Source organism: Aeromonas sp. ZOR0002, assembly GCF_963866995.1.
Classification (GTDB): Bacteria; Pseudomonadota; Gammaproteobacteria; order Enterobacterales; family Aeromonadaceae; genus Aeromonas; species Aeromonas caviae.
In genome coordinates, this window is the sequence record NZ_CAWMFQ010000273.1 from 1 (window position 1) to 12,630 (window position 12,630).

Below are 12,630 nucleotides of genomic sequence, written 5' to 3' on the forward strand. Positions count from 1 at the left end.
GGGGCCGCTGGGGCCGCTGGGGCCGGGGAAGAAACGGTGGGGGCCAAAAACCAGAACGCGCCTGCTGGTATGGGCGCGTTCCGGATTCAGGGGGCGGCACTCAGTGCAGGGTGGTCCACTCGTGATCGAAGACCCGTGCCCGCTCCCAGGGGGCATCCGGCAGGCTGGAGGAGAGGCCGGCGTACTTGCCCACGTCATCCATCACGATGGCGGAGAGAATGGGCAGGTGATTTTCGGTGCAATACATGCGGATGCGTTGCAGCAGGGTGCGCAGTTCATCCTGGCACTGTTCCAGTCCGGCCTGCCTGGCCAGTTTGGAGTAACGAATGGTGGTGCGTTCCTTTGCAGACTCGACGAGGATGTCCCACAGCTTGCAGTCGCAGGTCGGGGTGCCTGCGGTGGCTTGGTTTGTCATAACTCTCTCCGGTGCGAAATGGTCGCTCTGTGTCGACGGGCATCTTGGCCAGTTCACCCCGGCGGGATGTTGATCCAACGCAAACAAAGTGGCGGTTGTCGGTCAGGGATACCCTGGAGAGCATTCTAGATCCAGTTTTGTGATGTTAAATGTTGTTTTTAGTTTTATTTTCGGAATAAAAATCTACAACCGTTTGCTTTTTCCATCTTTATTGATGGTGATCAAGAGGAAAGGGGAGATCCCCCACTAGATTGCGCTTCTCGATAATCTTGTCAGGAGTGCACCTTGGAACTCGTCTTCGTCTTGCTCGTGCTGATCGCCGTGGTCTACGGCATCATCAAGGATTACAACCCGCAGGCGGTGTTGGCGCTGGCGGGCATGGCCCTCTTTGCGGTGGCCTACTGGCTGGGATTGCACCCCATTCTGCCCGCTGACAAGAGCACCGGCTTCGCCCTGTTCGACCTGTTCGAGGTGTTCAAGGGGATCTTCTCCTACCGGGCGGCGGGCCTTGGCCTCACCATCATGGCGGTGGCGGGCTTTGCCACCTACATGTCCCATATCGGCGCCTCCCAGGCCCTGGTGCGGGTGGCGGTCAAACCGGTGGCGGGCATCCAGTCCAGCTACCTGATGCTGGCCATCTGCTACCTGGTGGCGGTCTTCGTCTCCCTGTTCGTCACCTCCGCCACCGGCCTTGGCCTGCTGTTGATGGTCACCATGTACCCTGTGATGCGCAACCTCGGCATCAGCCCGGCTTCCGCCTGCGGCGTCATCGCCACCTCCCAGGCGTTCGAAATCGGCCCGACCCAGACCAACGCCATCTTCTCCGCCGGTCAGTCCGGCATGGATCCCACCAGCTACTTCGTCGATTACCAGATCTGGCTGGTGGTCCCCATGCTGCTGGTGACCATGGTGCTGCACTTCTTCTGGCAGCGGCACTGTGACCGCCAGGAGGGCTGGGATCCGGCCCTGCATCGCGGCGAACACGCCGAGCTTGACGAAAAAGGGGCGGACGAGGTGGCCGCGCCGACCTGGTACGGCCTGCTGCCCATCATCCCCTTCGTGCTGATGATGACCTTCTCCAAGCTCCTGGTGACCAGCATCAGCGTCAGCGTGGAGGTGGCCATGCTGCTGTCGGTCTTTATCGGCATGCTGTGCGAGCTGCTGCGCACCCGCTCGGTGCGCACCGCCTTCGCGGGGCTGTCGAGCTTCCTCGACGGCATGGGCAAGGTGTTCGGCCCCGTGGTGGCGCTGATCGTCTGTGCCGAGCTCTTCGCCGAATCCCTCAAGGCCATCGGCGCCATCGACACCCTGCTCCATTCGGCCAGCAATGCCGGCATCGGCAGCGGTCTGATGACCCTGGTGATGGTGGGGCTCATCATGGTGGCGGCGGTCATCATGGGCTCGGGCAACGCGGCCTTCCTCAGTTTCTCCTCCCTGGCCCCCGCGGTGGCGGCCAAGTTTGGCGTGCCGGCGGTGACCATGCTGCTGCCGATGCAGCTCGCCTCCAGCATTGGTCGCACCGTCTCCCCCATCGCGGCGGTGCTCATCGCCTGTGCGGGCATCGCCAAGGTCTCTCCCTTCGTGGTGGTCAAGCGCACCAGCGTGCCCATGGCGGGGGCCCTGGTGACGGCGCTGCTCCTCAACTATCTGCTGTTCATGTAAAGGCTCTGGTGTAGAGGTGGCGGCCAGTTGATCCACGCTGGCCGACCGCCGTTGACGAGGCGGCGCCGAGTGCCCGCCCACTCTTATCGTTGCAAAAACAGTCTGTGTTTTACGCAGATTGTTCCATGGAGAAGACAATGAACGACCTCAAGCGCCCGTTTTCACTCGATACCTATCTGGCGGATCTGGCCCCGCTTATCAACCTCGACTGCGGCACCCGCACCCCGGCCGGGGTGGCCCGGGTCGCCGACATCATGACCGAGAAATATGAAGCCATCGGCTGGCAGGTGACCCGCCACCAGTTCGCCGCCGAGTGCGGCCCTTGCCTGGAGGTAACCAATGCCCCGGGGGCGGAGCACTACGATGTCATGCTGGTGGGCCACATGGACACCGTCTTCCCCGAGGGGGCGGCGGCCAAACGCCCGCTGAAAGTCGAAGGCAATCAGGCCTTTGGCCCCGGCGTGTCGGACATGAAGAGCGGCCTGCTCTCTACCTGGTATGCCTTGAAAGAGCTGGACCCGGCCGTGCTGGCCAGGCTCAAGGTGCTGGTCTGCTGCAACTGCGACGAGGAGATAGGCTCCCCCTGGTCCAAGGAGTGGCTGGTGGAGCGAGCCAGACAGAGCGGCTGCGTGCTGGTGGCCGAGGCGGCGCGCCCGAGCGGGGATCTCATCAGCGCCCGCAAGGGCAATGCCAAGTACCGCATCACCTTCCACGGCAAGGCCTCCCATGCGGGCTCGGCCCTGGCACAAGGGATCTCCGCCATCACGGAGCTGGCCCACTGGGTGCTCACCATCAACGAGCAGGTCAACATGGAGACCGGCACCACCATGAACGTGGGGGTGGTGCAGGGGGGCACCGGCGTCAACGTGGTGCCCGACTTTGCCGAGGCGATCGTGGATTTGCGCTTCTGGCGCAACGAAGAGGCGCAGGCGGTGCACGACCGGCTCACCTTCATGGCCAACAACCCCTTCCTCGCCGGTTGCCGGGTCGAGGTGACGCGTCAGAGCTTCAAGCCCGCGATGCGCCCGAGCGGCGACACCGAGGCCCTGATGGCACTGGTGGAGGCGGCAGGCAGGGAGGAGGGAGTCCCCTTCACCTGGCTGGAGGCCGGTGGCGGCTCCGATGCCAACTTCACCGCGGCGGCCGGGGTGCCGTCCCTCGATGGCTTCGGCCCCATGGGGGGCGGCTTCCACTCGGAGGCGGAGTTCCTGTTGCTGGAGAGCATCGAGCCGCGCATCCGCCTGCTTAAGCGGGTGCTGGGCAAGCTGGCCAAATAGGTCAACGTTAAGGACAAGCAAAACGGGAGGCCAACGCCTCCCGTTTTGCTTGTGTCGCCCTCGTGAGACATCATTCCTCGTCCTCCAGCAGATAGGCGAGGTGCTCCTGGCGCGCCACCTGCCAGTGGCCGAGCACCAGCGGCGCCGCAAAGCCCGGGCCGTCGGTCACCATGGTGTGGAACTCCCCCTGCTCGCCGCAGGCATCGAAGCCCCGGGTTGCCGCCAGTTGCTGCAATTCGGCCAGGGTGGTCGCATCGAGCCTGCGCCCCACCCACTCGGGGGCCAGTACCCGGGTATCGACGCAGGAGAGGTGGGCGACGATGCCGCGGGCCAGCATGTCCGCCAGCAACGCCTCGCGGGGTTGCTGCCAGAGCGGGGTGTGGACGGTGAGCCCCAGGGGGCGACAGCGCTCGCGGATCCAGTTCGGCGCGCCCCCCACGCTGTCGATGTCGCCGGTGACGACCCCATCGAGTTGCCACTCCTCTTTCAATGCCGCCAGGGCCCGCTCATAACCGAGATCGAAGGGCGCTTCGATGGTGACCAGCTGATGAGACAGTGCGAGGGCCGCCGCCTGACGGCGAACCTGTGACAGGGGATGGGCGAGAAAGCGGGGTGCTGGCGGGGCAAAGGTGATCAGGGCCACCACCTGATGGCCCGCTTCCCGGGCGTGGCAGAGGGCCTGCATGGCATCTTTGCCGCCGCTCCAGAGCAGGATGACGCGAGACATGGGGGATTTCCGCAAAGAAAAGAGGGGCCATGCTACCCAGAGTGGGGGGCGATGGCAAAGCGCGGGTCGGAGATGCGGGGATAAAAAAGCGGCTCCCACGGGGGAGCCGCTCGCACTGGATGCCTGTTACAGCAGGATGCTGGTCAGGATGAAGCCCAGGGTACAGGAGGTCACCACCCCGATGAGGCCCGGAATGATGAAGCTGTGGTTGATGATGAACTTGCCGATGCGGGTGGTGCCGGAGCGGTCGAAGCCGATGCAGGCGAGATCGCTCGGGTAGGTCGGCAGCACGAAGTAGCCGTAGCTTGCCGGCAGGAAGGCGATGAGCAGTTTGGGTTCGACCCCCAGCGCCAGCCCCATGGGGGCGATGGCGGTGAGCGCCGCGGCCTGGCTGTTCACCAGCTTGGAGATGAGGAAGAGCACCAGGGCGTAGGTCCAGGGCTGGGCCTGTACCACGTGGGCCAGGGTCTCCTTGAGCAGCGGCATGTGGGCCTGGAAGAAGGTTTCGCTCATCCAGGCGACCCCGAACACGGAGAAGATGGCGACCATGCCCGCCTTGAAGACGGCGCCGTTGGCGATCTCCCCCGGCTTGACCTTGCAGCGCATCAGGATGATGGCGCCGGCGATCAGCATCATCATCTGGATCACCAGGTTCATGGAGAGGGGGCCTGTCTTCTCCTTGATGGTGAAGACGGGGCGCAGCGCCTCATCGGCCCCCAGCAGCACCACGGCAGCGATGGCGGCGAAGAAGATCCAGGTGGACCAGTAAGCCTCTTTCGGGAACTTGGTGTTGAGCAGGGTTTCACCACCGCCGTAGATGAAGTCCCGCTGGGCAGGGTCCTTGATCTTGGCCTGGAACTCCTCGTCCTTGTCCAGATCCTTACCGCGGCGCAGGCTCCACAGGGCCGCCATCATGACCCCCGTGAGAGAGGAGGGGATGGCGACCATCAGGATGTCGAGCAGACCGTAGGCCTGACCCACGCCGTGAGCCGCCGCCAGGATGGAGACCATGGAGACCACGGCCACCGAGACCGGCGAGGCGCAGATGGCCATCTGGGAGGCAACGGACGCCACTGCCATGGGGCGCTCCGGGCGGATGTTCTTCTGCAGCGCGATGTCGGCGATGATGGGGAACATGGTGTAGACCACGTGGCCGGTGCCGCACAGGAAGGTGAGGGTCCAGGTAGTGAGCGGCGCCAGCAGGGTGATGTACTGGGGGTGACGGCGCAGCAGACGCTCGGCCACCTGCATCATCAGGTTGAGACCGCCGGCGGTCTGCAGGGTGGCGGCGCAGCCAATGACCGCCAGTATGGTCAGCATCACTTGCACCGGCGGCTCGCCCGGCACCAGGCCGAAGACGAAGGTCAGCAGGAACAGACCAATGCCGCTGATAAGACCCAGCCCCATGCCCCCGAAGCGGGTACCCAGCAGCAAGCAGCCGAGTACCACCAAAAATTCCATCAAGATCATTCCATTACCTCGTGTGTTTTATCCATGTCCCCATCGGCCAGCTGCCCGGGATCCGCTGTCATCAATTACCCCTGAAGGGTTAATGGATATTTTATCACCCCTAAAGGGGTAAAAAATTGCGTTGCTTCAACAACCGGCTTTTTTCCGATTTAAGTGCATAAAAACTACGGTTCAGCCCTTGAACAGGGGACCGCTTCCTGGCGCACACCAGATAAATGACGGGAAAGGTGGGGGAGCGCACAGGGTTGGGAATGCAAAAAGCGGGAATAACGGGGGCGGGAAGAGCGAGGCGGGCATAAAAAAAGCCGACCCCGGGGGTCGGCTTTTGCACGGTGCGAGTGGGCGGGTCGCCTTAGAACTCGGCGGTGCGGGGAGTACGGGGGAAGGGGATCACGTCGCGCACGTTGCCCATGCCGGTCACGTAGACCACCAGGCGTTCGAAGCCCAGACCGAAGCCGGAGTGGGGCACGGTGCCGTAGCGACGCAGATCGCGGTACCACCAGTAGTCTTCCTTGTTCAGACCCATCTCGGCCAGACGGGCATCCAGCACCTCGAGACGCTCTTCACGCTGGGAGCCGCCGATGATCTCGCCGATCCCCGGGGCCAGTACGTCCATGGCGGCAACGGTCTTGCCGTCGTCGTTGAGGCGCATGTAGAAGGCCTTGATGTCCTTCGGGTAGTTCTTCACCACCACCGGGGACTTGAAGTGCTCCTCGGCCAGGTAGCGCTCGTGCTCGGAGGAGAGATCGATGCCCCAGGAGACCGGGAACTCGAAGCTCTTGCCGCAGTTTTGCAGCACGTCGATGGCATCGGTGTAGTCAATCTGGGCGAAGTCGGAGGCGACGAAGCGCTCCAGACGGCCGATGGCGTCCTTGTCCACGTGCTGGGCGAAGAACTCCAGATCGTCGCGGCGCTCGGTCAGCACGGCGTTGAAGACGTACTTCAGCATGGCTTCGGCCAGGGCGGCGTTGTCTTCCAGATCGGCGAAGGCCACTTCCGGCTCCACCATCCAGAACTCGGCCAGGTGGCGGCTGGTGTTGGAGTTTTCGGCGCGGAAGGTCGGGCCGAAGGTGTAGACCTTGGACAGGGCGCAGGCGTAGGTTTCGACGTTCAGCTGGCCGGACACGGTCAGGAAGGTCTCCTTGCCGAAGAAGTCCTTGTCGTAGTCCACCTTGCCTTCGGGGGTGCGCGGCAGGTTTTCCATGTCCAGGGTGGAGACGCGGAACATCTCGCCGGCCCCTTCGGTGTCGGAGGCGGTGATGAGGGGCGCCGCGATCCAGAGGTAGCCCTGTTCGTGGAAGAAGCGGTGAATGGCCTGGGAGAGGCAGTTGCGCACACGGGTCACGGCACCGACGATGTTGGTGCGGGCACGCAGGTGGCCCTGCTCGCGCAGGTACTCGATGCTGTGGCGCTTGGCAGACATGGGGTAGGTGTCCGGATCTTCGACCCAGCCCACCACCTTGACCTCGGTGGCCTGCAGTTCGAACGACTGGCCGCTGCCCTGGGACTCGACCACGGTGCCGGTCACTTCGACGGAGCAAGCTGTGGTCAGACGTTGCACTTCATTCTCGTAATTGGCCAGGGTATTGGGGGCGACGGCCTGCACCGGATGGAAGCAGGAGCCATCGGAAACGGCCAAAAATGAGATCCCCGCCTTGGAATCGCGGCGGGTCCGGATCCACCCTTTCACAGTCAGGGTGGTGCCGACCGAATACTTACCGGCCAGCACATCAACTACGGATGCGTGCGTCATCGAAATATTGTCTCCAGCTTGTTCTTGCAGCGCTATTTGCAACACTAGGGGTCTGGCCCGGGCGCAGTTGGCCCACCATGGCAGACTAAGCCGTTCATCTTACCCGCGCAGGTTTGATAAACAAGCAAAAATGTCGGACCCTTGCGGGGATTTTCCCATGCATCGTGCATGGATCATGGCGGCTGGACGGGGGTGAGGGTGAAGGAGCGCAGGCGGGGGCCGGATGGCTGGATACGGGTGTTGCAGGGGCTGGTGATCCTCTGCTGGGGCGGCTTTGTCGCCCTGCTCTCCCTCTATCACTTCGCCCGGCCAGAGGTGGCTTACGGCTTTCTGGTCTATGGGGGCGTCAAGGTGCGCCAGAGCTGGGACCCCCTGCTTACCCCCTGGCTGGAGCGCGGGCTCTGGGGTTGCTGCCTGCTGACCCTGGTGGTGCTGGTGCTGGCCCGTGGCCGCAGCCGTCGGCAGGAAGATGCCCGCCACGTCAATCTCTTCATCCTGCTGCTGATCCTGGTGGCCTGCCTGCTGCTTTACTACCGGGGCTGAGGGCCGTCGCCGTCATCCTTCCCCTGAGAGGCGGGGCGCTTGCCTATCTGGCGCTCCACGCTGTCGAGCATCTGGTTGTAGGCGAGCGCCACCCGGCCAATCTCGTCCCCTTCATCCCCCTCCAGCCTGTGGCCGAAGTCGTTGCGATCGGTGGCCTCCTCCATGGAGCGGGTCAGCTGGTTGAGGGGGCGGACTATCCAGGTGCGGATGACCCAGAGGGTGAGCAGGAGTCCCAGCCCGAAGATGAGGGTGAGGCTCAGGGCCGAGGTGAGGATGTTCTGCTCCACCCGGGTAAACAGGGTGTCGAGGGAGTAGTCAAAACGCACCGCTCCCAGCACGGTGTTTTCCGGCACCTGGTGGCAGCTGGTGCAGTCGGTACCGCGAAAATCCTTTCTGGCCAGCAGCGGGCGGGTCACCACCAGCCGGCTGTGCATGCCGTCATGCTCTACCTCCAGGCTCCCCTTGCCCGCCAGCGCCAGGGCATCAAACCTGTCCTTCGGGGCCTCGTCGTCACGGCCCGGCCCGTACTGCTTGTTGACCGCCGCCCCGCGCACGATGCGAGCATCTTCCACGTGGGCGTGATGGAGAAACTTGGCGCGCAGGGTGTCGCGGGCGTCCATCTTGCCGGTCAGCATCAGCATGTTGAGGCCGTCGAAGTAGGCCTCGGTCTGCTCGCGGCTCTGTTCCTTGATGAGGGTCAGGATGAGGTCACGCTCGCGCACCGCCTGATAGGCCGCGGAAAACACCAACACCATGGAGAAGATGAAGAGCAGGAAGAAGTTGATCTTGGCAGCAATGGAGAGGCGCATGGGACTGGTACATCTGTTGGGTAAAACCCGCGCAGTCTACTCTCCTCGCCGGACGGGTTTTGGTGTCTTGCTCACATTCTGATGAAAAAGCGCCGAAAGGCCCTGCGTGCTCATGCAGGGCCCGTTCAACCGGACTCAATATTCGCCGCTGGTGATGGCCTCGTGGATGGCGCCGGTCAATACCCGCAGCTCTTCAGGGGTGATGACGAAGGGGGGCATCAGGTAGATGAGCTTGCCAAAGGGACGGATCCAGGCGCCCAGCTCCACGAACTTGCGCTGGATGCGCGCCACGTCCACCCGCTCCTTCATCTCCACCACCCCGATGGCGCCGAGCACCCGCACATCCGCCACCGCCGGGTGCAGGGTCAGCTCCACCAGTTCGGTTTTGAGTTGGTGTTCGATGGCTTGCACCCGCGCCTGCCAAGGTGAGGCGAGCAGCAACTCGATGGAGGCGTTGGCTACCGCGCAGGCAAGCGGGTTGCCCATGAAGGTGGGGCCGTGCATGAAGACGCCCGCCTTGCCGTCACACACGGTACGAGCCACATGCTCGGTCGTGAGCGTGGCCGACAGCGTCAGGTAGCCGCCGGTGAGTGCCTTGCCCAGGCACATGATGTCGGGGCTGATCCCTGCCCAGTCGCAGGCAAAGAGCTGGCCGGTGCGGCCAAAGCCGGTGGCGATTTCATCTGCTATGAGCAGCACGCCGAACTCGTCGCACAGGGCGCGCACCCACTGCAGGTAGCGGGGGTGATAGAAGCGCATGCCGCCTGCCCCCTGGACGATGGGCTCGAGCACGATGGCGGCAATTTCCTCGTGATGATCCGCCACCAGGGTGGCCAGCTCCACCACGCTCTGCTCGTCCCACTGGGCGTGGAAGCGGCAGCTTGGCGCTTCGACGAAATGGTGTTCGGGCAGGAAGCCCTGGTAGAGCTCGTGCATGCCGCCATCCGGGTCGCACACGCTCATGGCGCCGAAGGTGTCGCCGTGATAGCCGCCCCGAAGGGCGACAAATTTGGCGCGGGGCGTCCCCTTGGCGTGCCAGTACTGCTGGGCCATCTTGAGGGCCACCTCCACCGCCACCGAGCCGGAATCCGCCAGAAAGACCCGATCCAGCCCCTTCGGGGTGATCTCCACCAGTTTGCGGCAGAGCTCGACCGCCGGGGCATGGGTCAGGCCGCCAAACATCACGTGGGACATCTTGCCGAGCTGGGCGGTGGCGGCCGCGTCCAGTTCCGGCACCTGATAGCCGTGCACGCAGGCCCACCAGGAGCTCATGCCATCCACCAGCTCGCGCCCGTCCGTCAGGGTGAGGGTCACCCCTTTGGCGCTGGCCACTTCATAGCAGGGCAGGGGATGGGTGAGGGAGGTATAGGGGTGCCAGACGTGGTGCAGGTCGAATTCTTGATTGGTCATTTTGTGTTCTGTTGTCAATTAATTTGATCTGGTCGGTGTTGACAGTCTACGCGTGCTCTCTACACTAGCCAACAATTTCAGCCACTTGGCTTCGCGAACGCCTTGGCGTCGCGCTGTCCAGCTGGCGGGTCTTGCGGCGAACGCTCTCTTGAGCGCGGCGCAGGATCCCACCAATAACAACCGGAAGCCATGTATGAATGCTCTCACCGCGGGTGCCCACACCCTTCGTCACGACTGGACCCTGTCCGAGGTTCAGGATCTCTTTGCCCTGCCATTCAGCGATCTGCTGTTCCAGGCCCAGACGGTGCACCGCGCCCATTTCGACCCGAACGAGGTGCAGGTAAGCACCCTGCTCTCCATCAAGACCGGGGCTTGCCCGGAAGATTGCAAATATTGTCCCCAGAGCGCTCGCTACCACACCGGGCTCGAGACCGAGCGGCTGATGGAGGTGGAAAAAGTGCTGGAGCGGGCCCGGGAGGCCAAGGCCAACGGCTCGTCCCGTTTCTGCATGGGGGCGGCCTGGCGCAACCCGAAAGAGAAGGACATGCCCTATATCCTGCGCATGATTGAAGAGGTGCGCGGGCTCGGCATGGAGACCTGCATGACGCTCGGGATGCTCACCGCCGATCAGGCGGCGCGTCTCGGGGCTGCGGGGCTCGATTACTACAACCACAACCTCGACACCTCGCCGGAGTTCTACGGCGACATCATCACCACCCGCACCTATCAGGACAGGCTCGACACCCTGGAGCATGTGCGCGGCGCCGGCATGAAGGTCTGCTCCGGCGGCATCGTCGGCATGGGGGAGCAGGCGAAAGACCGTGCGGGCCTCTTGATGGCGCTGGCCAATCTGCCGCGCCACCCGGAGAGCGTGCCCATCAACATGCTGGTCAAGGTGAAGGGGACGCCCCTGGAGAACCAGGAGAACCTGGACCCGTTCGAATTTATCCGCACCATCGCCGTGGCGCGCATCATGATGCCGGCCTCCCACGTGCGCCTCTCCGCCGGGCGGGAGAAGATGAACGAGCAGATGCAGGCCATGTGCTTTATGGCGGGGGCAAATTCGATATTTTATGGCTGCAAGCTGCTGACCACCCCCAATCCGGACGAGAACAGCGACATGCAGCTCTTCAAGCGCCTCGGCATCCGCCCCGCCCAGCGGGCCCAGAAGCCGGATCAGGTTCAAGAGGAGGAGCTGCTGGCCGAGGTGAGTCGCCAGAGCGAGCCCAGCGAGCTCTTCTACGACGCCACTCGTCCCCGCGCAGAAGCCGTCCGTACATGATGACCCCCGTTGTCACCGGCCCCTTTGCACTGGGGCAGGCCCTGGCCGAGCGTGAGCAGGCCGCCCTGCTGCGCCGCCGCACCCCGGTGGAGGCCGCGAGCGGTGGGCGGATCCGGGTCGGGGGGCGTGATTACCTCAACGTCTCTGGCAACGACTACCTGGGCCTTGCCGGTCACCCCGCCATCAAGGCCGCCTTCACGGCGGGGGTGGCGCAATATGGCGCAGGGGCAGGCGCCTCGCCCCTGGTGACCGGTTACAGTCGCGCTCACCAGCAGCTGGAAGAGACGCTTGCCGACTGGCTCGGCGTGGAGGCGGTGCTGCTGTTCAACTGCGGCTTCTCCGCCAATCAGGCGGTGCTCAAGGCCCTGCTCGGCAAGGATCACCTGCTGTGGCAGGACAGGCTCAACCACGCCTCCCTGCAGGAGATGGGGAGCCAGCTCCCCTGCAAGATGAAGCGCTTTTGCCACAACGACATGGCGGCCCTTGAGCGGCTGCTTGAGCCAAACCGGGGCCTGATCGTCTCGGAAGGGGTCTTCAGCATGGACGGGGATCAGGCCCCCTGGGCTGAGCTGGCCACACTCGCATCCCGAAGCGGCAACTGGCTGATGATTGACGATGCCCACGGCCTCGGCGTGCTGGGTGCCGAGGGGCGCGGCACCCTGGCGGCCCAGGGGGTTGCTCCTGCCAGCGTGCACATCCAGATGGGGACCTTCGGCAAGGCGCTCGGGGTGGCCGGCGCCTTTGTGGGTGGCAGTCGCGAGCTGGTGGAGTACCTGGTCAATTTTGCCCGCCACTATGTCTACAGCACCCATATGCCCCCCGTCCAGGCGTGCGCCGTGCGCCAGAGCATCGAGCTGGTACGTGTAGCCGACGAGGCCCGTGCCCACCTGGCTCGCCTTGTCGCCCGGTTCCGGCAGGGGGCGCAGGCGCTCGGCTGGCGGCTTGGGGCAAGCGATACCCCCATCCAGCCGCTGCTGGTGGGGGAGAGCGTCGCTGCCCTGCAACTGGCCGAGCGGCTGCGGGAATGCGGTGTCTGGGCCGGCGCCATCCGCCCGCCCACGGTGCCGGTCGGCACGGCGCGCCTTCGCATCACCCTGTGCGCCGCCCATGGCGAAGATGACGTGGATCGCCTGCTCGAGGCCCTGGGGCCCCGCCCATCCACCGACGAGAGAGGGGGCGCCCATGGTGCATGAGCGTTTCCAGTCAGTGGACAAGGCGCAGCTCGCCCGCCGCTTCGGGGCGGCGGCCCGCCACTACGACGCCCACGCCCGCTTCCAGCAGG

General features: G+C 64.3%; 11 protein-coding genes and 1 pseudogene. 6 read left to right on the forward strand and 6 right to left on the reverse strand.

The genetic code is table 11. The features are described from left to right. Positions 1–100: 100 nt before the first annotated feature. A complete protein-coding gene (locus tag AACR77_RS14730; RefSeq protein WP_010674057.1) occupies positions 101–415 on the reverse strand; it encodes a hypothetical protein in 315 nt (104 codons plus the stop codon). 285 nt (positions 416–700) lie between these two features. Here AACR77_RS14730 and dcuC point away from each other — a divergent pair, with 285 nt between their 5' ends. Further along, positions 701–2,077, forward strand: coding sequence for a C4-dicarboxylate transporter DcuC (gene dcuC, locus AACR77_RS14735; protein ID WP_042882488.1), 1,377 nt, complete (start codon positions 701–703; stop codon positions 2,075–2,077). A 137-nt stretch (positions 2,078–2,214) separates the two neighbouring features. After that, positions 2,215–3,354: a M20 family metallopeptidase gene (locus tag AACR77_RS14740; RefSeq protein ID WP_042882489.1), complete on the forward strand. Its 1,140-nt coding sequence runs from the start codon at positions 2,215–2,217 to the stop codon at positions 3,352–3,354. Between the two features lie 70 nt (positions 3,355–3,424). On the opposite strand, the gene AACR77_RS14745 is transcribed toward AACR77_RS14740, so the two are convergent. The 3 genes from AACR77_RS14745 to asnS all read right to left on the reverse strand — a co-directional run bounded on the left by AACR77_RS14745 (position 3,425) and on the right by asnS (position 7,304). Next, positions 3,425–4,081 (reverse strand): hypothetical protein, encoded by a 657-nt coding sequence (locus AACR77_RS14745; RefSeq protein WP_042882490.1) that lies wholly within the window; start codon positions 4,079–4,081, stop codon positions 3,425–3,427. Positions 4,082–4,207: 126 nt separating this feature from the next. Beyond that, a complete protein-coding gene (locus AACR77_RS14750; protein ID WP_039039870.1) occupies positions 4,208–5,551 on the reverse strand; it encodes an anaerobic C4-dicarboxylate transporter in 1,344 nt (447 codons plus the stop codon). 352 nt (positions 5,552–5,903) lie between these two features. Beyond that, a complete protein-coding gene (gene asnS, locus AACR77_RS14755; RefSeq protein WP_042882492.1) occupies positions 5,904–7,304 on the reverse strand; it encodes an asparagine--tRNA ligase in 1,401 nt (466 codons plus the stop codon). Between the two features lie 240 nt (positions 7,305–7,544). Here asnS and AACR77_RS14760 point away from each other — a divergent pair, with 240 nt between their 5' ends. Further along, positions 7,545–7,847 (forward strand): hypothetical protein, encoded by a 303-nt coding sequence (locus AACR77_RS14760; RefSeq protein ID WP_010674063.1) that lies wholly within the window; start codon positions 7,545–7,547, stop codon positions 7,845–7,847. Here AACR77_RS14760 and AACR77_RS14765 read toward each other — a convergent pair. After that, entirely contained in the window at positions 7,835–8,656 is an 822-nt protein-coding gene (locus tag AACR77_RS14765; RefSeq protein WP_042882494.1) for a HAMP domain-containing protein, read from the reverse strand. The two genes, AACR77_RS14760 and AACR77_RS14765, sit on opposite strands and share 13 nt — an antisense overlap. A gap of 135 nt (positions 8,657–8,791) precedes the next feature. Next, entirely contained in the window at positions 8,792–10,066 is a 1,275-nt protein-coding gene (gene bioA / locus AACR77_RS14770; RefSeq protein WP_042882496.1) for an adenosylmethionine--8-amino-7-oxononanoate transaminase, read from the reverse strand. A gap of 193 nt (positions 10,067–10,259) precedes the next feature. Between bioA and bioB the strand changes: the two genes are divergently transcribed. From bioB to AACR77_RS14785, 3 genes and pseudogenes are all read left to right on the forward strand, one after another. Continuing rightward, complete coding sequence (gene bioB, locus AACR77_RS14775; RefSeq protein WP_042882498.1) at positions 10,260–11,348, forward strand: biotin synthase BioB; 1,089 nt, start codon at positions 10,260–10,262, stop codon at positions 11,346–11,348. Then, positions 11,345–12,541 (forward strand): 8-amino-7-oxononanoate synthase, encoded by a 1,197-nt coding sequence (bioF, locus tag AACR77_RS14780; RefSeq protein WP_042882501.1) that lies wholly within the window; start codon positions 11,345–11,347, stop codon positions 12,539–12,541. The genes bioB and bioF overlap by 4 nt, the downstream gene beginning before the upstream one ends. Further along, positions 12,531–12,630, forward strand: a pseudogene (locus AACR77_RS14785) (malonyl-[acyl-carrier protein] O-methyltransferase BioC); the annotation flags it as partial. The gene bioF and the pseudogene AACR77_RS14785, both read left to right, overlap by 11 nt.